The organism is Bradyrhizobium tunisiense (assembly GCF_042263385.1).
In the GTDB taxonomy this organism is placed as follows: Bacteria; Pseudomonadota; Alphaproteobacteria; order Rhizobiales; family Xanthobacteraceae; genus Bradyrhizobium; species Bradyrhizobium tunisiense.
This window is the reverse complement of sequence record NZ_JBHLEV010000001.1, coordinates 72,932-96,531: the sequence shown is the minus strand read 5'-3', so window position 1 is coordinate 96,531 and position 23,600 is coordinate 72,932. Positions and strand designations below refer to the sequence as shown.

The 23,600-nt window shown below is 63.4% G+C and carries 21 protein-coding genes; 10 read left to right on the top strand and 11 right to left on the bottom strand.

The window, feature by feature from the left end; all coding sequences use genetic code 11:
* Window positions 1-57: 57 nt before the first annotated feature.
* From ACFDR6_RS00465 to ACFDR6_RS00445, 5 genes are all read left to right on the top strand, one after another.
* Entirely contained in the window at window positions 58-2,088 is a 2,031-nt protein-coding gene (locus tag ACFDR6_RS00465) for a hypothetical protein (protein ID WP_212088206.1), read from the top strand.
* A 64-nt stretch (window positions 2,089-2,152) separates the two neighbouring features.
* On the top strand, window positions 2,153-3,622 hold the full coding sequence (locus tag ACFDR6_RS00460; protein WP_375857034.1) for a glycerol-3-phosphate dehydrogenase: 1,470 nt from the start codon (window positions 2,153-2,155) through the stop codon (window positions 3,620-3,622).
* Between the two features lie 60 nt (window positions 3,623-3,682).
* Window positions 3,683-4,855: an ABC transporter ATP-binding protein gene (locus ACFDR6_RS00455; protein WP_375857032.1), complete on the top strand. Its 1,173-nt coding sequence runs from the start codon at window positions 3,683-3,685 to the stop codon at window positions 4,853-4,855.
* Window positions 4,852-5,766 (top strand): ABC transporter permease, encoded by a 915-nt coding sequence (locus tag ACFDR6_RS00450; protein WP_375857030.1) that lies wholly within the window; start codon window positions 4,852-4,854, stop codon window positions 5,764-5,766. Before ACFDR6_RS00455 ends, ACFDR6_RS00450 begins: the two co-directional genes overlap by 4 nt.
* A 4-nt stretch (window positions 5,767-5,770) precedes the next feature.
* Complete coding sequence (locus ACFDR6_RS00445; RefSeq protein ID WP_212088219.1) at window positions 5,771-6,583, top strand: ABC transporter permease; 813 nt, start codon at window positions 5,771-5,773, stop codon at window positions 6,581-6,583.
* Here ACFDR6_RS00445 and ACFDR6_RS00440 read toward each other — a convergent pair.
* The 5 genes from ACFDR6_RS00440 to ACFDR6_RS00420 all read right to left on the bottom strand — a co-directional run bounded on the left by ACFDR6_RS00440 (window position 6,522) and on the right by ACFDR6_RS00420 (window position 12,939).
* Window positions 6,522-7,508: a hypothetical protein gene (locus tag ACFDR6_RS00440; protein WP_212088221.1), complete on the bottom strand. Its 987-nt coding sequence runs from the start codon at window positions 7,506-7,508 to the stop codon at window positions 6,522-6,524. The genes ACFDR6_RS00445 and ACFDR6_RS00440 overlap by 62 nt on opposite strands.
* A 115-nt stretch (window positions 7,509-7,623) precedes the next feature.
* A complete protein-coding gene (locus tag ACFDR6_RS00435) occupies window positions 7,624-8,490 on the bottom strand; it encodes a carbohydrate ABC transporter permease (RefSeq protein ID WP_024337670.1) in 867 nt (288 codons plus the stop codon).
* The gene (locus ACFDR6_RS00430; RefSeq protein ID WP_212088223.1) at window positions 8,487-9,359 is read right to left on the bottom strand and encodes a carbohydrate ABC transporter permease; all 873 of its coding nucleotides are present in this window, start codon (window positions 9,357-9,359) and stop codon (window positions 8,487-8,489) included. Before ACFDR6_RS00430 ends, ACFDR6_RS00435 begins: the two co-directional genes overlap by 4 nt.
* A gap of 94 nt (window positions 9,360-9,453) precedes the next feature.
* Window positions 9,454-10,839: an ABC transporter substrate-binding protein gene (locus ACFDR6_RS00425; RefSeq protein WP_212088231.1), complete on the bottom strand. Its 1,386-nt coding sequence runs from the start codon at window positions 10,837-10,839 to the stop codon at window positions 9,454-9,456.
* Window positions 10,840-11,046: 207 nt separating this feature from the next.
* Window positions 11,047-12,939 carry an AsmA family protein gene (locus tag ACFDR6_RS00420; RefSeq protein ID WP_375857898.1) on the bottom strand — a complete coding sequence of 631 codons (1,893 nt, stop codon included), beginning with the start codon at window positions 12,937-12,939 and terminating at the stop codon, window positions 11,047-11,049.
* Between the two features lie 288 nt (window positions 12,940-13,227).
* Here ACFDR6_RS00420 and ACFDR6_RS00415 point away from each other — a divergent pair, with 288 nt between their 5' ends.
* The 3 genes from ACFDR6_RS00415 to ACFDR6_RS00405 are packed head-to-tail and all read left to right on the top strand — an operon-like array spanning window position 13,228 to window position 15,258.
* Window positions 13,228-13,935 (top strand): CoA transferase subunit A, encoded by a 708-nt coding sequence (locus ACFDR6_RS00415; RefSeq protein WP_375857028.1) that lies wholly within the window; start codon window positions 13,228-13,230, stop codon window positions 13,933-13,935.
* A 15-nt stretch (window positions 13,936-13,950) separates the two neighbouring features.
* Window positions 13,951-14,601, top strand: a complete 651-nt coding sequence (locus ACFDR6_RS00410) for a CoA transferase subunit B (protein WP_212088235.1) — start codon at window positions 13,951-13,953, stop codon at window positions 14,599-14,601.
* A 21-nt stretch (window positions 14,602-14,622) separates the two neighbouring features.
* Window positions 14,623-15,258, top strand: a complete 636-nt coding sequence (locus ACFDR6_RS00405; RefSeq protein WP_375857026.1) for a GNAT family N-acetyltransferase — start codon at window positions 14,623-14,625, stop codon at window positions 15,256-15,258.
* Between the two features lie 43 nt (window positions 15,259-15,301).
* Here ACFDR6_RS00405 and ACFDR6_RS00400 read toward each other — a convergent pair whose 3' ends face one another.
* The 5 genes from ACFDR6_RS00400 to ACFDR6_RS00380 all read right to left on the bottom strand — a co-directional run bounded on the left by ACFDR6_RS00400 (window position 15,302) and on the right by ACFDR6_RS00380 (window position 20,792).
* Entirely contained in the window at window positions 15,302-16,909 is a 1,608-nt protein-coding gene (locus tag ACFDR6_RS00400) for an ABC transporter permease (protein WP_375848503.1), read from the bottom strand.
* Between the two features lie 94 nt (window positions 16,910-17,003).
* Complete coding sequence (locus ACFDR6_RS00395; RefSeq protein ID WP_317241050.1) at window positions 17,004-18,029, bottom strand: Fe(3+) ABC transporter substrate-binding protein; 1,026 nt, start codon at window positions 18,027-18,029, stop codon at window positions 17,004-17,006.
* Between the two features lie 164 nt (window positions 18,030-18,193).
* The gene (locus tag ACFDR6_RS00390; protein WP_375857024.1) at window positions 18,194-19,072 is read right to left on the bottom strand and encodes an SUMF1/EgtB/PvdO family nonheme iron enzyme; all 879 of its coding nucleotides are present in this window, start codon (window positions 19,070-19,072) and stop codon (window positions 18,194-18,196) included.
* Window positions 19,073-19,127: 55 nt separating this feature from the next.
* Window positions 19,128-20,225 carry a copper-containing nitrite reductase gene (gene nirK / locus ACFDR6_RS00385; RefSeq protein ID WP_375857021.1) on the bottom strand — a complete coding sequence of 366 codons (1,098 nt, stop codon included), beginning with the start codon at window positions 20,223-20,225 and terminating at the stop codon, window positions 19,128-19,130.
* 378 nt (window positions 20,226-20,603) lie between these two features.
* Complete coding sequence (locus ACFDR6_RS00380) at window positions 20,604-20,792, bottom strand: hypothetical protein (RefSeq protein WP_317241047.1); 189 nt, start codon at window positions 20,790-20,792, stop codon at window positions 20,604-20,606.
* Between the two features lie 203 nt (window positions 20,793-20,995).
* Between ACFDR6_RS00380 and hemN the strand changes: the two genes are divergently transcribed.
* Window positions 20,996-22,348: an oxygen-independent coproporphyrinogen III oxidase gene (gene hemN, locus ACFDR6_RS00375; protein WP_317241046.1), complete on the top strand. Its 1,353-nt coding sequence runs from the start codon at window positions 20,996-20,998 to the stop codon at window positions 22,346-22,348.
* Window positions 22,349-22,546: 198 nt separating this feature from the next.
* Window positions 22,547-22,744 carry a DUF1858 domain-containing protein gene (locus ACFDR6_RS00370; protein ID WP_212088255.1) on the top strand — a complete coding sequence of 66 codons (198 nt, stop codon included), beginning with the start codon at window positions 22,547-22,549 and terminating at the stop codon, window positions 22,742-22,744.
* Window positions 22,745-22,855: 111 nt separating this feature from the next.
* Here the strand turns inward: ACFDR6_RS00370 and ACFDR6_RS00365 are convergent, their stop codons facing one another.
* A complete protein-coding gene (locus tag ACFDR6_RS00365) occupies window positions 22,856-23,566 on the bottom strand; it encodes a Crp/Fnr family transcriptional regulator (RefSeq protein WP_212088257.1) in 711 nt (236 codons plus the stop codon).
* Between the last annotated feature and the right edge of the window lie 34 nt (window positions 23,567-23,600).

Here is a 23,600-nt window from a genome sequence, read left to right as displayed (position 1 = left end):
GCTAGCAACACAAAAGCACCCTAAAGTAGCAGAATTTGCTCGTATAGGGAGCTACAAATGCTTTTTCCGTTCAAAGTGTTGGCGAGCGCGATGCGTGTCGCGAGGACGATTGCAAAATGGATCGTCGGAGCGATGCTGCTCGTTCTCGCTTTTCTTTTTCTGGCAAATCTTCTTTTGTTTCCGACTTATCGGCATCTTCCATCGCGAGCTTTGGCCGCAGAATCCCCCTCATGTAGAGATGCGAAGTCGCCAGGCTGGGACGCCCTTGCTACCACCAATAACCGCGAGTGGGCCGCGATAGATCAGCGTCTAATTTCGGCTCGCAAGCTTAGTTGCTCGATCCAGCATCACAGAATTCCTGAGACGGAAAACGGCAAGCCTATCGAGTATGACGTCGCTTTTCTCGAATTTCAGGAAGACGGCAAACCATATGCATTGCGGCTTGAATGTGGGGAGCAGGAATCATGTGTTGCGGAGCGTGGGGTGCCGATACGGCGTCAAAGTAAGGGGCAACTTGAGGCTCTGGTGGACCATCTAAAGACGAACACTTCAAATTACGTCTTGGTCTTCATTCACGGTTGGCGACACGATGCAAGCATAGGCGATTCCGACGTCGCGAATTTGCGCATGTATGCAGCGCAAGTCGCGCGGTTTATTTCCGACCGGGCCGCCGTAGACAATGCCTACAAGGACATGCGTGTTACGGCGGTATATATCGGATGGCGAGGCGCACGAACGGATGAAAATTGGCTCGCCCGAAATTTTCCTGGAGGCGCTTCACTCGGAACCGCTTCGGCAATTTTGACGCTCTTTGATCGAAAGCCCGTCAGCGAGGCCATTGCGCCGTCAGCACTTTCGGCCCTACGCGCGATCGAGAATACACTAGGCTTGGATGCCTATTCGGAGCTCCCCCGCAAACTGAAAAACAAGATGATTATCTTTGGTCATTCGCTCGGCGGCAACATGCTGATGACGGCGCTCGGCGATGACTTGGTGAAGAAAGTTGCCTTGCATGAGGCCGGATCCTACATGCAGCCTGTGCTCGGCGATTTGGTGGTGCTGATCAATCCCGCGTCAGAAGCGTCGAAATGGACGGCGATCCAGCGAACGTTGTGGCGGAGGTTAGCTCTTATCAATGGAGAGCGGCGCAGAGGAGAAGCGTACGAGGCCTCGCAGTCTTTTTTTAGAGATGATCAGCGTCCAATTTTCCTATCGGTCACTGCAGCTAGAAATTGGCCGCCAGGCGGACGGCAACAACTGGACTGTAGTTTTGGCGATCGCGTCCAGAATACGGAGAATGCTGTTGTCCAGCAGCTTGCCGACTACGATTGGGCCACGCACGATATGTTTCCAGCGTTCAAGGGAGACCTTCGTCCCTTGGCCGATCGAATCGAATTGTGGGGCACGCAGCTCGATCCGAGCGATGAATGTGTGCAGAGGCGACGTTCGGTCTCCGAGAGCTTGTTGCATCCGGCTCGCACCATCGCGATTCTCTTAAGTGAGCTGATTCGCGTTCTGCCATTCATGCAGACGGATCCCGAGCAAACTCAGACTATCGGAAATCTTGATCCACCGCGCTCTCCCCGAGGGAATCTACGGAGTTACGGGGCAACCATGAAGCCCTTTGGGACCACTCACGAAATAAGAGCGTCGGATAAACAATCGCAGCTTACAACACGCAAAATGTCGACGAAGCCTCCTACGCGCGAGATACCCTTGGATTACCTGGAGGCGTCGGGCCCTGAAGCTGCATGCTCCGTTGCTCTTGGTTGGTTGTCGCGAACAAAAGCGGCGAAGATTGAACAAGAGGCAAAGGCGGATGGAAAAGCTAGAAAGCACTATGCGACGAACTGGGATACCTATGATCTCAAGCCCAGTGAGGTTGCACTCGAGGGGTTTCCTGCGTTGCGATTTATTCACGGCTTCGATGTGGGCGGAATTTCTCCTCCAACGCGCGCCAATGATCCGTTTTGGAATATCCGGGCGTTTGATACCGCGCTAGCGGAGCATGATGGCTACATGTTGACATCGTTCATTTGCAGTATGAACCAATTGGTTTTGGACGACGTGACACGAATCTCGCGGTAGGCTGGACTTTAGAACAACGACGATAGTTATGTGATCCTGCTTCTTCAATTGTCGGAACAGCAGGATGGCGGATTACGACCTCGCGATCATCGGCGGCGGGCTGAACGGTGTCAGCCTCGCCCGTGATGCAGCGGGTCGCGGCCTGCGGGTTATTCTGTTCGAGCAGGGCGATCTCGGCGGCGCGGCGTCGTCGGCAACGCCGCGGCTGATCCACGGCGATTTGTCGGTGCTGGAGCGGCGTGGGTTCTGGCGCGTGCGCCGGGCCCTCGCCGAGCGCCGGATCTGGCTCCGGATCGCGCCGCATCTGGTCCGGCCGAAGCGCTTCGTGATCCCCGCGCATTCCGACGAGCGTCCGCCTTGGCTGCTTCGCGCCGGCCTGTACGTTTACGACGCGCTCACGAACCGGGGCGGCCTGCCGCCGTCAGCCACCCTCGACATCACGCATCATCCGGTCGGCGACGCGCTGAAGCGTCCGTTTGGGACGGCGTTCGAATATTCGGACTGCGTCGTCGACGATTCCCGCCTGGTGGTGCTTACGGCGCTGGACGCGGCCGAGCGTGGCGCTGCGATCCGGACCGGTGCTCGCTGCGTGCGCGCCGACAGGACCGACATTTGGCGGCTCGCGGTGGTCGATCGCGGCCCTCGCCGCACGATCACGGCCCGGGCGCTGGCCAACACCACCGGAGCCTGGACTCCGACGGTCGCGGAGACGGTGCTGCGTCAGCCGCAGCCTGCTGTCGCGGCCATGCAGATGAGCCAGATCATCGTGCCCAGGCTGTTTGATTCAGACAACGTCTACGTCTTCCAGAACAGTGATGGACGACTGATCTTCGCATCCCCCTTCGAGCGCGACTTCACGCTGATCGGCACGGTGACGCATGATTTCATCGGCGATCCCGCGATCGTTGCGATGCGAGGAGCGGATGTCGGCTATCTCTGCGAGGCGGCCAGCCGCTATTTCCGCGAGCGTGTTGCCCCGACCGACGTGGTCCGGACGGTCTCCGGCGTCAACTTGACGCCGGCGTCCGTGCGGCGAGGTGACGGCACGACCCTGTTTCACGTGCGCCGGCGCAAGGCACCGCTGATCACGATGTTCGGCGGCGACGTCACCACCTCGCGTCTGCGCGCAGAGCGTGCGTTGACGAAGCTGACGCCGTTCTGTCCGATGACGCCACCCTGGACCGGCGGTGCAGCGCTGCCCGGCGGCGATTTCGCCTGGGACCGTTTCGACACGGAGGTGGACCTCGCACGCGATCGCTGGCGCTTTCTGTCCGAACCGGAGGCTCAGCGGCTGGTCGCGGCCTATGGCTCGCGCCTGGTGGCAGTGCTCGGTGACGCCAAGAGCCGTGACGAACTCGGCCCTGCTTTCGGTCCCGAACTGACCGGCGCCGAGGTGCGCCATCTGATGAGCCACGAATGGGCGCGCTTTCCGGAGGACATCCTGTGGCGCCGTTCCAAGCTTGGCCTGACCATGCCGGCGGCGGACCGTGATGCTCTGGCGGCGTTCATGTCGGCTGTGAAGGATTCATCCTGAACCGGTTGAGCAAAGTCCGATCGGCCGCTAGCGTGCGGCGGATTCGGGGTTGGCAGGAACATGACGGACGAGTTGCCCAGAACAGACGTCACGGCCGATGCAGCCGGCGGAGATACGCCTCCGGCCGCCGGCCAGCCGTTGCTGCGCATCGAGGGCGTCGCCAAGTCCTTTGGGACGTTCCGGGCCGTGGATGGTGTGTCGCTCGACATCAAGGCCGGCGAGTTCTTCGCGCTGCTCGGCCCCTCCGGCTGCGGCAAGACCACGCTCTTGCGGATGCTCGCCGGCTTCGAGGCGCCGGACGAAGGGCGCATCCTGCTCGGCGGCAAGGACATCGCGCAGGCGCTGCCGCACCAGCGCCCCGTCAACATGATGTTCCAGAACTACGCGCTGTTTCCGCACCTGTCGGTGCGCGACAACATCGCCTTCGGCCTGAAGCGCGCAGGTCTCGCGCGCGCCGATATCGCCACGCGCGTGGCGGAGATGGTTGCACTGGTGAAGCTCGACGGACTGGAGAAGCGCAAGCCCGACCAGCTCTCCGGCGGCCAGCGCCAGCGTGTAGCGCTGGCCCGCGCGCTGGCGCGGCGGCCACAGCTCCTGCTGCTCGACGAGCCTCTCGCGGCGCTGGACAAGAAGCTGCGCGAAAGCACGCAAGCCGAGCTGATGGAACTGCAGCGCCGGCTCGGCATGACCTTCATCATCGTCACCCACGACCAGGAGGAGGCGATGACGATGGCGAGCCGGATCGGCGTGATGAAATCAGGCAAGCTGGCCCAGGTCGCAAGCCCCCGCGAACTTTATGAGGCGCCGCGCTCGCGCTGGATCGCCGAGTTCGTCGGCGACGTCAATGTGTTCGACGGCGAGATCAAGCTGCGTGACGGTCATCGCCTGGTGATTGCCACACGTGAAGCGGGCACGCTGCTGACCGGCGAGCCGCGCGAGCCGGTCGACGGGACGACATTGTCGGTCGCGATCCGGCCCGAGAAGGTCAAGCTCTCGCGCCGCGCGCCGGTGTCCGAGGCCGGTCGTGAAGCGGCGATCAACAGTCTGGACGGCGTGATCGCCGATATCTGCTATCTCGGCGGCACCACGACCTACAAGGTGAAGCTCGACGCCGGCGGAACGCTGCAAGCTTCGGTCGTCAACAGCGCGCGCCTCGACGTCGACGCCTATAGCGTGAACCAGGACGTCGTCGCCTGGTTCACGCCCGACGACTGCGTGGTGCTGCAATCATGAGCTCCCATCGCATCTTCGCGCGGCCGGCGCGCCTTGCAGCTATTGCACCCTATCTCTGGATGGCGCTGTTCTTCCTGGTGCCGTTCGCCTTCGTGCTGAAGATCAGCCTGTCGCAGACCGCGATCGCACAGCCGCCTTACGAGCCCGTGTTCGACCTGACGGCGGGATGGGACGCGCTGAAGACGGCCCTTGCCGCGTTGTCGATCGACAATTTCAGGCTGCTGATCTCGGACGACATCTACGTGTTCGCCTACGTGCGCAGCCTCACCGTCGCCGTGACCGCGACTGCGCTGCTGCTGTTGATCGGCTATCCCATCGCCTATGGCATGGCGCGGCTGCCGAGGAGCTGGCAGGCGGTGGCGATGGTGCTGGTGATCGTGCCGTTCTGGACTTCGTTCCTGATCCGCATCTATGCCTGGATCAACATCCTCCAGCATGACGGCCTGCTCAACCAGATCCTGCTGGCGCTGCATCTAGTCAGCCAGCCCGTGGTGTGGCTCTCCACCGACAGCGCGATGCATATCGGCATCGTCTATTCCTATTTGCCGTTCATGATCCTGCCGCTCTACGCCACGCTCGCCAAGATGGAGCCGGCGCTGGAGGAGGCGGCCGGTGACCTCGGTGCCCCGCCCTGGCAAGTGTTCTGGCTCGTCACCTTCCCGTTGTCGTTGCCCGGTGTCGGTGCCGGCGTGCTCTTGTGCTTCATCCCGATCGTCGGCGAATTCGTCATCCCGGACCTTCTGGCGGGCTCCAATTCGCTGATGATCGGCCAGACCCTGTGGCTCGAGTTCTTCACCAACAAGGACTGGCCGGTCGCCTCGGCGGCGGCCATCGTGCTGCTTGTGGTGTTGCTGCTGCCGCTGCTGCTGTACGAGCGGCTGCAGAAACGGCAGCTGGAACAGGGGCGCTGAGACGATGCGCAAGGTCTCCCGTCTCTCCCGCTTCAACATCGCCTCGCTCGCGCTGGGGTTGGCGTTCCTTTACCTGCCGATCCTCATCCTCGTCATCTATTCCTTCAACGCCTCGCGGCTGGTGACGGTGTGGGGCGGCTGGTCACTGCGCTGGTATCACGAGTTCTTCAATGACCGTGCCATGATCGAGGCGGCCTGGATGAGCCTGCGGGTCGCGGTCTCCTCCGCCACCATCGCCACGCTGCTCGGCACGCTCGCGGCGGTCGCACTGTCCCGCGGCGAGCGGTTTCGCGGCCGGACGCTGTTTTCGGGAATGCTCTATGCGCCGCTGGTGATGCCGGAGGTGATCACGGGATTGTCGCTGCTGCTGCTGTTCGTGGCGCTGAATGCCGAGCGTGGCTTCTGGACCGTGACGATCGCCCATACCACGCTGACGATGTGTTTCGTCGCCGTGGTCGTGCAGTCCCGCCTCGGCTCGCTCGATCGTTCGCTGGAGGAGGCCGCGATGGACCTTGGCTGCGACCCGGTCCGCGCCTTCGTCTCCGTCACCCTGCCGTTGATCGCGCCGGCCATCGTCGCAGGCTGGATGTTGGCGTTTACGCTGTCGCTTGATGACCTCGTGATCGCTAGCTTCACCACCGGCCCTGGCTCGGCCACCTTGCCGATCCGGATCTATTCCGAGGTGCGGCTGGGCGTGAAGCCCGAGATCAACGCGATCTGCACCCTGGTGATCGCCCTGATCGCGGTAGTGATCGTCATCGCCTCGCTCGCCTCGAAACTGTCGAGCTCACAGGGCGAGAGCGCCGCGCCGTTGTAGCCGCTCGCGCTGCGAACCGTGCTCGGGTTGCGTCCTGGACGGCCGCGCCGAGCTGCCGCAGCGCCAGCGCATCGAGCGGAAACTCCAGCAGGATATGGATCAGGCTCAGCGCCAGCAGGAAGGTGAATCCCAACGCATAGTCGTAGAAATAGAGCGCGGTTGCGGCTGCACTGGCGGCGGCCATCGCCGCCAGCCGCGCCTTCGGCACCGCGGTCCAGCGGATCACGTCGGCTTTGATGAACCAGTTGAGGTAGTGATAGGTGTAGACGAAGGCGAGCAGGCTGGTCAGTCTTGCGTCGAGGACGAGGCCGGGCACGCCGAACAGCCGGCCGAGGGCCGGGCCGACATTGCCAAAATAGTCCTGTCCGACGCGGGCAAAGCTCGCGACGCGGATTTCGGCGGTTGGCGGCAGCAGCAGGATCGTGGCGATGGCGATGAGGTAGGCCACCACCAGCGCAGCCTGCACCCGGCTTCCGGACCGGTAAGCGCCGAGCACCATGAAGATCAGCGTGAACAACGAGACGTGGATCAGGGTCGGAATCAGGATGCCGATGACGGCGAGCGAGGACCCGCTCGAATACATGATCGCGGACAGGGCGATCGCCGCCATGAACAGCAGCATGCTTTCGATCGCCGAATTCGTCGCCGCCAGCATGGCGCACGCGATCAGCGCTGCCCACATCGCAAAACCGAACCACGAGGCGTTGTCGATCAGCGCCGCGACCACGGCCACGATGGCGAGGGCCGCGGCAATCCCGCGATGGGGCAGATAATAGCTGCGGTCATGCAGCCACGAGATCTCGGTGAAGTAATGCGCCGGACCGAGCACGACATAGGCCAGCAGCAGCAGCTCGAACGGCACCAGATAGGAGGCCGCGAGCGCCAGCAGCATCAGGCCGAGATGGATCGCGTCGTTGCTGCGCATGATGCCGGGCCCCCCGCCTTGGGACCCGGAGGTTAGAGCAGGCGTGGACAATCTTCAATTGCCCACGCCGACACTCAAACGGCTTGCTTGCAGCGCCGCGATGCGTCCTGCAGCGTCAGGACTTCACCGCACCCGCCGTGAGCCCGCCCACCATGTAGCGGCGGAAGGCGTAATAGACCGCGGCCGGCGGCAGCGCGTAGATGAAGCCGGTCGTCATCAACAGCTCCCAGGGAGAATCGTCTGCGGCGAGGAAGTTGCCGAGCGCGACGGGGAGGGTGATCTCGCGGTCGTTGGAGAGCAGCAGGAACGCGTAGAGATATTCGTTCCAGGCCAGCAGCACCGCGTAGGTGCCGATCGCGACCAGCGAAGGCATCATCAGCGGCAGGTAGACCAGGCGGAAGATCTGGAGCGTCGTCGCGCCATCCATCACGGCGGCCTCGTCCAGCTCGACCGGCAGCTTGTCGGAGGCCTGCTTGAGCACCCAGATCGCGTAGGGGCTGGCGATCGTCACCATGGCCAGGATCAGCGACCAGTGATTATTGAGCAGGCCGTAATTGCCCATGGTGCGGTACATCGGCACGGCGAGGAACGCCGCGGGGATGAAATAGGTGAAGAGCGCGAGGTTCAGCACGGTGCGTCCCCCCGGCACCTTCAATCGCGAGATCGCGAACGCTGCCGAGGTCGCGATCACCAGCGTCAGCACGCCGACGGAGACGGCGATCACGGTCGAATTCCAGAACTGGATGTAGAAGTCGCGCAGGAAGTAATGCTGCTGCTTGAATACGATCTGGAAATTGTGCAGCGTCGGGTGATCCGGCCACAGCTTGCCCGAGAACGCGTCCTCCTTCGGGGAGATCGCGAACAGGAACATGTGATAGATCGGGATCATCGTCCACAGGAAGACGGGAATGCCGATCAGCAGCAGCCGCGCTTCGGTCGCGACGTCGCGCCAGGAAAATTCGCTTACGCCGGGGAGCTTCATCGCGACAACCGTTTCATCATGAAGTACACGAGCGGCAGGACGAACGGCATCGCGCAGACGATGGATGCCATCGCCAGCGAGAGCTGGTCGAGCCGGAGATAGCGGATGCCGAGCGTCGCCAGCACGTGCGTGAGATCGGCCGGGCCGCCGCCGGTGAGCAGATAGACGCTGTTGAAGTCGCCCAGCGTCCAGATCATCGAGAGCAGCGTGCAGGTGACGTAGAGCGTCTGCATCGACGGCCAGGTGATGTAGCGGAACTTCTGCCACCAGCTCGCGCCGTCGACCTCGGCGGCCTCGAACAGATCGTGCGAGATCGCGAGGCGGCCGGTGATCAGGATCAGCGTCCAGAACGGCAGCGATTTCCAAATGTGCACGGCGATCGCCATGCTGAGCGCTACGGTCGGGTCGTTCAGCCAGTTCGGGCCGTCATCGCCGGTGAAGGAGAAGATGAGATGGTTGATCACGCCCCATTCGGGATTGAGCATGAAACGCACCGACAGGATGGTCGGAATCGATGGCACCGCCCAGGGCAGGATGAAGATCACCGAGAGCCATTTGATCCAGGGGCGCTGCACGGCGAAGAAGCCGGACAGGAACAGCGCGATCAGCATCTTGATGTTGATGCCGATGACCAGGAAGATCAGCGTGTTGATCGCGGCGCGCGCAAAAATCGGGTCATGGTACAGCGCGACGTAGTTCGCCGGATCGCGCGCCAGCCACAGGCCGTAGCAGACGGGATAGACGACGAAGGCGAGGAAAACGAGCAAATAGGGCGCGAGCAGCACGATGCCCCAGACCTGCGCCGGGGTCAGCCGCGACGACAAAGGCGGGCCGGGAAGTGCCTGATCGCCAGAGAGCGTGATCGCCATTCTTTTCGGACTCTTCAAAGAGAAGCCGGCCGCGAAACGCGGCCGGTGTTGTTCTTACACCTCTCCCCGCAGCGCGGGGAGAGGTGCCGATGACTTAGCCTGCGACCTGCTTAATGCGGGCGATCAGTTCGTCGACAGCCTTGTCGACCGGAACCTTCTCGCTGACGACACGATTCATCGCCTTCGCCCAGATGTTCTCGTTGTTCAGGATCGTGAACTTCCAGTTCTTGGTGAAGTCGAACGCGGTGGTGCCGCCCTTGAACTGCGTGTAGACGGCCTTGCGGTGCTTGTCAGCCTGCCAGAACGGGCTTTCCTGGCTTTCCTTCGTCACCGGGAACCAGCGGCCGAGCGCACCCTCGATATAGGGACGGATGTTCTCTTCCTGGAGCAGGAAGCTGATGAACTGCTTGCCCTCGGCCTTGTTCTTGGCCGCGGTGAAGATCAGCCCGGTCTTGACGTCGGAGCGATACTTGATGGTCGAGCCATCAGGAGCCTTCGGGAAGGACGCCGTGACGATGTCCTGCTCATAGGCCTTCTTGCCGGCCTCGCGCTGCTCTGGCGTCAGTGCCTGGTTCGAGGAATCCTCAAACCACTTCGCCGCGATCGAGATCGTGAAGTTGTGGGTCATCACGATGGTCTTGTTGTGGAAGGCGACGTTGTTGTCCGGATCCTTCCAGGTCGTCGAGGACGGCGGGGTGCAGCCCTTGATGTAGGTGTCGGTGTAGTCCTTCATCGCCTTGATCAGGTTCTCGCGAACCTTGGGATCATCGACCGTGAGCTTGCCGTCGTCGTCGACCAGCTTGACGTGGTAGGCATCCATGAACGTGTAGAACGACTGGAAGGCATCGGTGGACTCCACGCCCATCGGCTGGCCGACGGCGTAAATGCGCTGGCCCGTTGCCTTGCGGATCCCCGGCTGCACCTTGTCGCACCAGAACGTCCAATAGCCTGCCCAGTCTGTCGGGATGTCGGCGAGCTTGAAGCCGGACTTCTCCAGCATGTCGTTCCAGATCTGGACGTGCATGCTCTGCTGCTTCAGCGGGAAGCCGTAATAAGCCTTCTTCTTGGCGACGTCGTTGTAGAGGATCGATGCATCGAGCGTGTTCTGCACGAACCGGCCCTTGATCGGCTCCATCACGTCGGAGAGATCCTCGAGCTTGCCCTCATAGGCCCACTTGCCCTGCGCCTGGACGTCATAGGAATCGGAATAGGCGACATCGGGCACGGTGCCGGCATCGAGCGCGGCGACGGTCTTCGGAATCATGTCCTGGATCGCGTATTGCGACAATTCGACCTTGATGCCGGTCTTGGCTTCGAACTTCTTGATCGTCTCGATCAGCGCGTCGTCTTCGGAGCGATAGAAGCCCTTGCCCCACCAGACCGTAATCGTCTTCTGCTGCGCAAAGGCGGGTGCAGTGGCAGCAAAAAGTCCAACCGCAGCGACCGCCAGTGATACTGCGCCAATAACCTTGGATTTCACGTTTTTCTCCCTCAAACGGCCGGTGTTTTTAACCGGTCGTATAAAACACTAGCGCATGGTGGTAGCGCAATCAACGCATCTTGTCGGACCCAGGTCGTAGCGTGTCGGGGCTGCGGAGATGCTCATATGCGCGCATCGATCCAATCGCCGCATCAATTCACCCTGATCAATTCGCGATCATCGGGCATCGGCCGAGGAACGCGATCCTCAGTTGGACTTCGCATTCTCCTTGGCATTCTCAGCCGTCGGCGATCCGTCCTGCGTGGGGCGCTTTCCGCTCCCCGTGATGCGCTGCTTCAGCAGATCGAGGAACGGAGACGCCGCAGGCGATTGCCGGATCAGGCTTTCAGAGTCGGGGAAGATCAGGGGATCGTCCCAGGGACCCTGCACCATGAAGGGCAATTGAAAACCTGATGTCGTGTTGAGGCTCGCCACGCCCTTCATGTCGTATTCACGCGTCGGCACCGAGGCGGTGCCGGTCAGCGTGATCTTCGCAGCCGGCCCCTCGATGCGGATGTCCTCGGCGGTAGCGATGCCGTCGGAGAATTTCACGGCGATGGTGAGATTGTTGTAGGGCGTCGAACCGCTGCGGAAATTGCCGCCGCCCGACAGCGGCCGGCGCTCCAGGCGCTTCAGGAGCTGTTCGGCGTTGAAGCCCGAGATCGCGCCGTTATGCCCGGTCACGGTGGCGCTGCCGTCGAGCGACTGCACGAGGCCGAACGGGCTCGAGCCCGATGCGAGGAGCGACACGTTGATGTTGCCGCGGCCGGACAGCTTGTTGAGGCCGAACAGTTCGGTGGCGCAGGCCTGCAGATCGACGTCGGTGAACTGGAATTGCGCCTTGATGTCGGCGATGGTGTCGGAGCGTGCGATGTTGAACGAGCCCTTGGCGATCCCGCCATAGACCTGCGCCTCGCCGACCGAGAGCGCCAGCGTGCCGTTGCGCAAATTGGCGCCGATCGCGGTGCGGCCGAGCTTCGTCGACCCGACCGTCAGCTTTGCCGCCGACAGGCGCATGTCGAGGTCGGTGGTCGACAATCCGTTGAGATCGAACAGCTGCCTGTTCCAGTCGCGTGCGCCGCTCGCGAGCAGGCGGAAGGTGGAGATATAAGGTGTGAAGTCGAGCGCGTCGGCGGCCAGCGTGGCCTGCAGCATCTGCCGGCCGTTATTGGCGTAAGTCATGACGCCCTCGGCGGCGTTGCCGTCGAGCTCGACATTGACGTTGGTGAGCGCGATCGAGGCCCCGACGACGTTGGCGCGCGCCTTCAGCACAAAGCGGCCGAAACCGCCGCTGGCGGGCTGCGGCTGCCCGGTCCAGCGCAGCGCGTTGCGCAAGGAGGAGCTGTCGATCGTGAGCGTGCCTTCCATCATCGGGCTGGTGCGGTTGGCGACGCTGCCGTCGAAGGCGAGCTTGAGCGGTGCGCTGGCGATCCGCGCCTTTAAGCCCGAGCGCTCGCCGGAGAGTGCGGCGGCGAAATCGGAAAAGCTGATCGTGCCGTCGACACGCTCGCCGCGCCAGTCGAACTGTCCGGTCGCCGCGAAGGAGCGCGAGATCGAGGGCCAGGCCAGCGACAGGTCGATGTCGCTGAACTGCTCGGTGGCGTGCGTAGCGGCGTCCTCGTATTCGAGCACGCCGTCCTGGAGCCGGATTTCGGAGAACGAGATCTGGTTCTCGGCCCCGGGCTTCATGGTGCGCGCGATGGTCTGGATGAAGGGCGTCCAGTTGCTCTCGCCGTCCGGCTTCAGGCTGACATGGATGCGCGGCCGCAGCAGCGTCAGGTCGGCGATCTCGAAACGTTGCATCAGCAAGGGCAGCAGCCGCAGATTGGCGGTGAGCACGTCGACACGGAGCGCGGGATCGCTGGTGCCGCCGCCCTTGAGGCCGACATCGCGGAAGGAGATGTAGCTTGCCGGCAGCACCGAGATGTCGATGCTGCCCGCAATATTGAGCTCGAGCCCGGTGACGTCGCGGATCTGCGCTTCGACCGCCTTGCGCAGCGCGTCGCGGTTGATAAGCCAGGAGGTCGCGATCAGGGCGATCAACGTCACGCCGAGCAGCGCCGCGATCGGCGTCCCGAGGCGCTTCATTCCTTGGGCCATGGTCAATGGCATGTCCTGATCGGGTTGGTCGCTGGAGCCAGAAGGGCGGGCCGGGAAACATGCGTGCCCACGCCCAAGCCCTATTGTGTTAAGTCCCGCAACTTGATGGGTTTTCTTGTCGCTTTCAAGGCCGCGGACGGTTCTGCCCACGGCGTGGGCAGCTTCTATCACCCGGGCGCGGTGGGGAGAACCCCGTATCATTGACGGCTTTGGAGGATTTCGCCTAATAATCGCCGCCAACACGGCGAGACGCCTCCCAAGCCGAAGGTTTAGTCGAAGGTTTTTTCCATGAACAAGGTCTATCCCGACGCCAAATCGGCTCTGTCAGGCATCTTGAAGGACAACATGATGATCATGTCGGGAGGCTTTGGCCTCTGCGGCATCGCCGAGGAACTGTCGGATGCGATCCGCGAGTCCGGCGTCAAGGGCCTGACGGTGGTCTCCAACAATGCCGGCGTCGACGGCATCGGGCTCAGCCGCCTCCTGGAAACCCGCCAGATCAAGAGGATGATCTCGTCCTACGTCGGGGAGAACAAGCTGTTCGCCCAGCAATTCCTCGCCGGCGAGCTGGAACTCGAATTCAACCCGCAGGGCACGCTGGCCGAGCGCATCCGCGCCGGCGGCGCCGGCATCCCGGCCTTCTACACCAAGACCGGCGTCGGCACGCTGATCGCCGAAGGCAAGGAAGTGAAGGAGTTCGACGGCGAGAAGTACCTGATGGAGCGCGGCCTGTTCGCCGACCTCGCCATCGTGCACGCCTGGAAGGGCGACACCGCCGGCAACCTCATCTACCGCAAGACCGCGCGCAACTTTAACCCGATGATGGCGACCGCCGCCAAGATCACGGTGGCCGAGGTCGAGCATCTGGTTCCCGCCGGTGAACTCAACCCTGATCATATCCACACGCCCGGCATTTTCGTGAAGCGCATCGTCGAGGTCGGCTCGGCCAAGAAGCGCATCGAATTCCGCAACACCCGCCCGCGCACGGCAGCTTGAGATCAGGAGACTAAGATGGCCTGGACCCGTGAACAGATGGCCGCGCGCGCCGCGAAGGAGTTGCGTGACGGCTATTACGTCAATCTCGGCATCGGCATCCCGACGCTGGTCTCGAATTACATCCCCGACGGCATGGACGTCAGCCTTCAGAGCGAAAACGGCATGCTCGGCATGGGTCCGTTCCCCTACGAGGGCGAAGAAGATGCGGACCTGATCAACGCGGGCAAGCAGACCGTGAGCGAGCTGCCCTCGACCTCCTATTTCTCGAGCGCGGATTCCTTCGGCATGATCCGCGGCGGCCACATGGATCTGTCCATCCTCGGCGCCATGCAGGTGGCGCAGAACGGCGATCTCGCCAACTGGATGATCCCCGGCAAGATGGTCAAGGGCATGGGCGGCGCGATGGACCTTGTCGCCGGCGTCAAGCGCGTCATCGTGGTGATGGAGCATTCGGCCAAGGACGGCCCGAAGCTGCTGAAGACGTGCAACCTGCCGCTGACGGGCGAGCGCGTGGTCGACATGGTCGTTACTGATCTCGCCGTGTTCACCATCGACAAGCACGGCAGCGGCGGCATGGCCCTGATCGAGCTCGCCGACGGCGTCTCGCTGGACGAGGTCAAGTCCAAGACCGAAGCCGAATTCCGCGTCGCGCTGAAGAACACCTAAGGCCTCGAGAATGGGGCGCGCATGACGATACGGTCTGCGCGTCTCGAAGACGCCGAATTCATCGCCCAAACGATCCTGTCGTCGCAGCGCGGCTATCGTCCGCGCGGCTGGTTCGATGTTGCGCTCGGCTGGCCAGAAGCGCAGAGCCGCGACTTCATCGCGCGCATCGCGACCGCGGATGCGGCGTCGATGTGGCACGTCTCGCAATTTCTCGTCGCCGAAATCGACGGCAAGCCGGCGGCGGCGCTTTGTGCCTTGCCGGCGGCGGGCACGGGACCCGCGGCCTGGCGCGCGATCGAGGAAGTTGCCGCCGCGACGGAGCTTGCTGCGCCGGAACTGGAGGCGATCCGCAAACGCGGCACCTACACGCGTGCCTGCTGGGTGCAGGGCGGCGAGGGTGATTGGATGATCGAGCATGTCGCGGCCGATCCGGCTCACCGCGGTCGCGGCTTGGTGCAGGCCTTGATCGCCGATGCGCTGGACAAAGGGCGAGCGGCCGGTTTTGCACGGGCGACGATCTCGTTCCTGATCGGCAATGAGCCGGCCGAGCGTGCTTATGCCAAGGCTGGCTTCAGCTTTGCGGAAGAGAAGCGCGATCCGGCTTTCGAGGCGATCATCGGCGCTCCCGGCTTTCGCATGTTCGCGCGGACGATTTGATCATCCTTGTTGGCGCGAATGCGCGAACGTTGGGCCTTGGCCGTCAAGCGGGGCCACTCGGCACCTCGGAGAAGCGGGTCAGCCACGCGACCGGGCCGATGCTGGCGGCGATGATCAGGAGGGCCGCGAGCGCGCCGTCCTCGAAATTCCCGCGGCTCGCGAACTGGTAGATCGACGTCGACAGTGTCTCGACGTTGAGGGGCCGCAAGAGCAGCGTTGCCGGGAGCTCCTTCAGGCAGTCGACGAACATGATGATGACGGCGCCAAGCATCGCGGGCCGGAGCAACGGCAGATAGATCTGCCTCAACATGACCGCCTGGCCGGCGCCGACCGTCCGCGCGCTCTCGTCATAGTCGCGCGGAATGCTGTCCAATCCGGCCTTGATCATGCCGACCGGCACGGCCAGAAAACGGATTGTATAGGCGATGACGACGGCCATCCCGGAGCCGACCAGGATCAGCCCGGGGAGAGGGCGTCCCATCGCGCTGGCGACCACGCTCATCGCGTTATCGACGGCCAGTACCGGGGTCAGCAGACCGAGGGCAATCACGAGACCCGGCAGCGCGTATCCGGTCTGCGCAATGCTCATCGCCAAATATCGCAGAGGATCCGGCCGAAAGCGATGCGCGATCGTCGTGGCGAGCGCGAGCAACAGCGCCATGAGCGTCGCGAGCGCGGCAAAGGCAAACGAATGGAAGGTGTGGCGCCACAGGAGCGGGTCGAAATTTGCAAGCAGTCCGCGACCGAAAGCCTGATGCACCAGGTAGAGCAGCGGCACGACGAAGCCGATCAGCACCGGCAGCCCGCAGACCGCGAACGCGATCCACGCTCTTGCGCCCGAAAGCAGTGTCCGCTGCCTCATATGCGGGCTTTCGGCCGAGAATTCGGTGTTGGCATTGCGGCGGCCGTATCGCTCCATCGCGATCAGGCCGGCGACGATCGCAAGCATCAGGCATGCGAGTTGCGCCGCACCCGCTAGGCTGCCGCGGTTGAGCCAGGTGGTGAAGATCGAGACCGTCAGGGTGCGGATGCCGAGATATTCGCTGGCGCCGATATCGTTGAGCGTTTCCAGCGCGACCAGCGCCACGCCGACCGCGAGCGCCGGCCGCGCCATCGGCAGTGAAACGCGCCAGAATACGGTCCATCGGCCGGCGCCCAGCGTCTTGGCCGCCTCGGCGAATTCGGCGGACTGAACCTGGAACGTCGCGCGCGCCGACAGATAGACGTAAGGGTAGAGCACGAGCCCGATCACGAAGACGGCGCCCGGCAGCGAGCGCAGGTTGGGCAGATAGCCGAGGGCATCGCGCAGCGGCAGCCAGATCGCCAGGGTGCGATGCACCAGGCCGAGCGGCTCGAACAGGTCGGCATAGACGTAAGCCGCAAGATAGGTCGGAATCGCCAGCGGCAGCGGTATCAGCCACAGGAGCATGCCCCGGCCGGGAAAATCGTGGCGCGACATCACCCACGCAGTCCCGGCGCCGATCAGAAGCGTGAGCATGCCGACCCCCACGAGCAGGAGGGCGGTATCCAGCAGCGCGGCCGGCAGCACGTAGTTGATCAGGTCGTGCCACACGTCGGGCGCCGGCTGAAGAGCCAGCGAAACGATCGAGATCACGGGCGCCGCGACCAGGATCGCGGTTGCGATCGCGATAGCGGTTGCGGCGCGCCCGGCGTGGGCGCGGCCTCTCGAACGAAGCCGCGCCCCCGTAGCTTCTACTGGTTCGACAGAGGAGGGTCGCCAGAGATCAGTTGTCAAAGCCGACCTTGTCCACCAGCGAGGCCGCAGCCTTGCGGTTGGCGGCGATCTTTGCGATCGGCAACGGATCCGGACCGAGCTTGCCGTAGCCCGCGATGGTGGGGTTGATGGCGACACCGGCACGAACCGGATATTCGTAGTTCTGGTCGGCATACATCTGCTGCGCCTGCTCGCTCACGAGCCAGTCGATCAACTTGATGCCGTTGGCCTTGTTGGGAGCGTGCTTGGCGAGCAGCACGCCGGAGAGGTTGACGTGGGTGCCGCCGCCTTCGAAGGTCGGCAGGACGACGCGGGTCGCTTCCGCCCACGGTTTCTTCTCGGGATCGTTGTTCATCATCAGCGCCCAGTAATAGGTGTTGCCGATGCCGATGTCGCACTTGCCGGCAGCAACGTCACGCGCGGCTTCGCGATCGCCGCCCGACGGCTTCTGCGCGAGATTGGCCTTCACGCCGCGCAGCCATTCCTCGGCCTTGGCCTCACCGTACTTGGCCGTGTAGGCCGCGAACAGTGCGTTGTTGTAGATGTGCTGGCCCGAGCGAATGCAGATCTTGCCCTTCCACTTGGGATCGGCGAGCTCCTCATAGGTGATCTTGTCCTGCTTGACGCGATCCTTCGAGGCATAGATCACGCGCGCGCGCATGGAGATACCGGCCCAGTGTCCGTCCGGATCCCGATACTGCGCCGGCACGACCTTGTCGACCACCTCCGACTTGATCGGCTGGGTGACGCCGACCTGCACGGCCTCGTCGATGCGGCCGATGTCCACCGTCAGCAGCACGTCGGCCGGACTGTTGGCGCCTTCCGCCTTCATGCGCTGCTCCAGACCGGAGCTTGCGGAGACGACGTTGACCTTGATGCCCGTGTCCTTGGTGAACGCATCGAACAGCGGCTGGATCAGCTTGGTCTCGCGGTAGGTATAGACGTTGACCTCGCCATTGGCGGCTGCTTCCGACACGAAAAACGTGGTCAGGCTCAACACCGCCGCAGACGCGGCGAGGACGCGAAGATTAATCATAAGAGGCTGCTCCCAGGCGCGCGATTGAATGCGAATTGAGTAGCGCAGGCGTTGGGGCAAAGTCAGCGACGCGATGTCGCGACGGCATGAGCTTAGAGTAATTCCAATCTACTCTTTAGACTCGTTCTAATGACATGAGCGGTCAAGCGAGCCCACTGGTGCCCCTATGATCTCGCCGGTCTCGTCTTGCTCAGGCGCTGGGAGAGGCTGACCAGCCACGACGTCTCCTCGCGCACCAGGCGGAAGCCGAGATTGGCGGGCGGCACGCCTTGGGCGCAGCCCCCGGCGCGGGCATCGCGGATGAAATCGGTGACATAGGCGCGGTGGGCACCTTCGGCGATGCGCACGCCGCAATTCACAGTCGGACGGATCGCATTGCCCGAAGCGTCGACCCGCGACCGCACGAAGCAGGTCGAGGTCCACTCCCAGACTTTGCCGGCGAGATCTTCGACGCCGTGCTCGTTCGGGCCGAACTTGCCGAACGGGTACGCCGTGGTGTCCGAGAGGTCTCGTTCGGATTCGCGTTCATAGCGGCTGATCCAGCGCTTCGAAGGATCGTCCGCGTCGACCGGCACGCCGTCATCCCTAAACCTGGTGCCCGCCGCAAAGGCCCATTCCTCGTCGCTCGGCAGGCGGTAATGGTGGCCCGTCTTGCGCGACAGCCAGCCCGCATAGGCCTCGGCATCGTGCCAGCTCACCTGCACCGCGGGGCGATCAGCGGCGATCGCCACGTCGCGATCCAGCGCGGGGCAGGCGCCATCCCGCACGCAAAGCTGATAGCTGGACGACGAGACCTGGTTTCGCATGATGTGCAGTGGCCGGTCGATCCGCAGCGCGCGTAGCGGCGCTTCCGCCTGCTGCCCGCCGCGCGTGAAATCACCGGCCTCGCGATAGGACAGGCTGCCCGGCGCGACCCTGACGATCGCAGGCTCAGCCGCCGTGTCGTGGACAGCCATGTTCGCGACCAGTGGCGCCACCGCGATCGGCCCTGCAAGTCCGGCGACGCAAGCGAGTGCCAGTTTGAGCTTGAACGCGATCAGCATGGTCATTCCCCGAAGAAGAAAAAAGGGGCCGGTGGTGACCGGCCCCTCATTGCGTCTAGTTGGTTTTGGGAGCCGGTATTTCGGAAGGCGCCTTCACCTGGGTCATCAGATCGTCGTTCCACTTGCCTTCGACCTTGAAGTGCGCGGTGGCGCCGAGATTCGCGGCCTCGATCAGGTTATGCGTGACATAGGCGTAGATGCCGGGCTGCAGGAACTTGTACAGCGCAGCTCCCGCCGAGCCGCCGCGGATGAACCAGGTTTCGAGCCCGACTTCAGGTGCATTGCCGAACTTGCCGGTCTCCCAGACATAGTCGCCATGGCCGCCGATCAGATGCGGACGGCTGTCGCGATTGGCCTGCGAATGCACGATCAGCACGTTCTCGCCGACCTTGGCAGTCAGTGCGTTCTTGCCGGTCAGCGCGCCGACCTTGCCGTTGAACACGAGGTGCGTGGGAATCAGCTTCTTCATCACCTCTTCGGTTTCGGTGTAGGCTTCGCCCGGCGAATCGTAGGACTTGAAATTGCCCTTCTCGTCGCGCGGCACATACATGTCCTGCTCGCCGACATAGTAGACCTTGTCGTACTTCAGCGCGTGGCCCTTGCCGTCGTTGAGGCCCTCGCGCGGCAGCACCATCACCGCGCCGTTCATGCCGGAAACGACGTGCCAGGGGATCATCGGGCCGCCCGGGGCGCAGTGATAGACGAACACGCCGGTCTTGGTCGCCTTCCAGCGCAGCACCACCTCCTCGCCGGGATTGATCAGCGTGAGTTCGCCGCCGCCGAGGGCGCCGGTCGCGGAATGGAAGTCGATGTTGTGCGGCATGGTGTTGGTCGCGGGATTGACCAGCGTCAGCTCGACGTAGTCACCCTCGTGTACGACCATGAGCGGTCCCGGCATCGAGCCGTTGAACGTCATCGCCTGGAACGTGGTGCCCTTGTCGTCGATGACGACCTTCTTCTCTTCGACCGTCATCTTGAACTCGACGATCTTGGGGCCCTGCGTCGTGCCCTGCTCGTGCGCGTGCACGAAGGGCGGAGCGACCAGCTCTACCTTCTGCCGCGGCAGCTTGAGGTCGCTGGCGGCGAAAGCCGGGGCCGCTAACATCAAGGCGGTCGCGGCGGCGCTGATCAATGCGGCTCTGCGGGTGAACATCGGAAGCATCCTTCATGTGAAAAGGTTTTGATGACGGATGCAGTGTGCGCCTGTTACGGCAAGAGTGTTTGCGCTGCGACAAGCTATTGCCGGATTCAGCTTCTCGACAGCTCGAGCGTCTCAACAGAGCAGGATAGGTGCTGTCACGTTGATTGCCGGGCGCGAGCGCAACCGCATCAGCGCTCGGCGCAATTCGTTTGCATCTTCGGGTTGGATTTAGACCGGAGCGGCGCGCCGACGAGGTCCGAGAATGTTCGCTGCGGCTGTTTCGGCATGGAGATGATTGGACAATCTCTCGCTTCGGATACCACTGCGGGCGCGGCCGTCGTCGCCCTTCCGGAGCCTTGTGCGCCGACCGGAGCTTTCGCGAACTCGCGGCTAGAAAAGTTGGATGGCGAGCCAGACCGCCAGCGACAGTGCGGCGAAGGCAGCGATAACGGCGGCCAGAGCGCGCGCGGCACCCGTCGAGGCCGGTGCGACCGGGGCCGGCCGGAAGTCGTCGAAACGCGGGATATGGCCGCGGATGTCGAGCAAGGAGAAGATCAGTTCGAGTGCGAGAAGCCTCATGGGCAAACGCTCCGGATGCCGTGCGAATTGCCTCAGTCTGGCCCGGAACCGGCCGCTGCGCTTTGCGCGAGCGCAACGTCCGCGGTCCTCCCGGCCGACTTTGCGCGAGCGCAAGGTCGCCTCTGCGGATGCAGGGTATTGGAGTGTATTCCGTGATTTGCCGTGACGACTGCACACGGCGGAAGTTTACGAATGGGTAAGACATGAGAGCTGATCTTGCGGCGAGCTACGGCGAGGAGCGATTGCCGCGCTACACGAGCTATCCGACCGCGCCGCATTTCTCGCCGGCGATCGGAGAAGGCGCCTATGCCCGGTGGCTGGCGGAGCTGCCGGCGGGCGCCAGCGCATCACTCTATCTCCACGTGCCGTTCTGCCGGGAGATGTGCTGGTATTGCGGTTGTCATACCCAGATCGTCCGCCGCGACGAACTCATCGCCGGCTATCAGCGGACGCTGCGCAACGAGATCGCCCTGACCGCCGAAACCATCGGCCGCCGTATCAAGGTGGAGCACATTCATTTCGGAGGCGGTACGCCGACGATCATGGCGCCGGAGGCTTTCGCCGAGTTGATGGCGACGATGCGCCAGAAGTTCTTCGTGCTGCCCTCCGCCGAGATTGCGGTCGAGATCGATCCCCGCACATTGACGGCCGACATGGTCGAGGCGATGCGGCTTTCCGGCGTCAACCGCGCGAGCCTTGGCGTGCAGAGCTTCGATCCCGTGGTGCAGCGGGCGATCAACCGCGTGCAGAGCTACGAGCAGACGGCGTCCGTGGTCGACATGCTTCGGCGCGCCGGCATCGGGGGGCTCAATTTCGACCTGATCTACGGGTTGCCGCACCAGACCGTCGCGTCGTGCCTGGATACCGTTCGGCGCAGCCTCGCGCTCGCCCCCGACCGCTTCTCCGTGTTCGGCTATGCTCATGTGCCGGATTTCAAGAAGCACCAGCGCATGATCAACGAGGGCGTGCTGCCTGACGGCCTTGCTCGCCACGACCAGGCCTGCGCGATCGCCAACGCGTTGAAGGAGGCCGGCTACGTGCAGATCGGGCTCGATCATTTCGCACGGCCCGGCGATGCCATGGCCGTGGCCTTGGAGGAGCGGACGCTGCGGCGCAATTTTCAGGGCTACACCACCGACAAGGGTGAAGTCTTGCTCGGTTTCGGTGCGAGCGCGATTGGCCATCTGCCGCAGGGTTACGTCCAGAACGAGGTGCAGATCGGTGCCTATGCGCAGAACATCGCCGCCGGCCGTCTCGCCACCGCGAAGGGCTATGGGCTGACCGACGACGACCGGCTGCGCGCCGACATCATCGAACGGATCATGTGCGACTTCAGTGCCGACCTCGGTGACATCTGCGCGCGCCATGGCGCGGAGGCGGGAGCGATGCTGAACTCGGCGGCGCGTCTGAAACCGCTGATCTCCGACGGCGTCGTCAGGCTGGAAGGCAATCGCCTCGCGGTCGCAAATGACTCGCGCTTCCTGGTTCGCAGCGTCGCCGCGGCGTTCGACGCGCATCTCAATCCGGCAAAGCAGCTGCATAGCAGGGCGGTGTAGTTCGTCATTCCGGGGCGCGCGCAGCGCGAGCTATGATGCGCAATTGCGTATCTGAGAATCCATTTCTGTACGTCATCCGCCGGCTGATGGATTTCCGGGTTCGCGCCAAGAGGCGCGCCCCGGAATGACAACCAGCTTGCGCTTCCACAAAGAAACTTCGCTCCCCTCCGCTATCGTCTTATCGGAACGGAGTTGTCCATGTCTTTTGGATCCGACGATCTGGTCGATGACATCATGCGTACGGCGCCGCACACGATCCGCGTATTTCTGGCCTTCAGGATGGCTTGTGTCGGTTGCCCGATAGCAACCTTCCACACGGTGGATGACGCCTGCCGCGAGCATGGCATCGACCGCGAGAAGTTCCTCGCCGCGTTGTACGATTGCGTGCCGGCGTGAAGTGGTCCGGACTTCGCGCGGGCGCGCGCGTAGTCCCGGGTGAGGGAGGGCTTTCGCCGTAAGCGGAAGCGCCCCTCACCCCTATCCTTGGCGGAGACGTTCCGGGGCGGCTCACGCCGGCCGGCTGTCGGCGTTACGCTCTGCCAGCACGACGATCCCGTGCGGGTCGCGCAGGATGATGCGCTGGCGTCCGCTCTCGACGAGGCCCTGGCTTTCCCAGCCGCTGAGGATGCGGCTGACGGTGTGCAGCGTGGTGCCGGTCATCTGCGCGATGTCCTGGCGGCTGATCGGGAAGTCGATCTCGATGCCGTGATCGAGCTTCTTGCCGGACTGCTTGGCGAGGCGCAGCAGCGCATGGGCGATGCGCTGCTCGACTTGCTGGGTCGACATTTCCAGGATGCGGGTGTGGCTCTCCTGGAGGCGCGTGCCGACGGTCTGGAGCGTGTTGGCGGCAAGCGAGGGAAACCGCTCGACCAGCCGTGGCCAGGCCGAAGTCGGCCAGATCAGCACTACGCTGTCGTCGACCGCGATCGCGGTCGCCGGATATCGCGCGGCACCGATCGCCATGGCCAGCCCAAAGGTTTCGCCGGGCGCGACATAGCGTACCACGATCTGCTCGCCGGTCGGCGTGGTCTTGGCCGCGCGGACATGGCCGTGCAGCAGCAGGAAGAAGGACTGTGCGTCCGCGCCCTGCTCGAAGATGGCGCTGTTCTTGGGATAACGCGCCGAACGGGCCTCACGCAGGATTTCGTCCAGGGCTTCCGGCGTGACCCCGGCAAACAGCGGCAAATGCGCAACCAGCGATGTGTCGACCTTGGCCATTCTGCCTCCTTGGCACCGGGGAGTGTGATGGCAC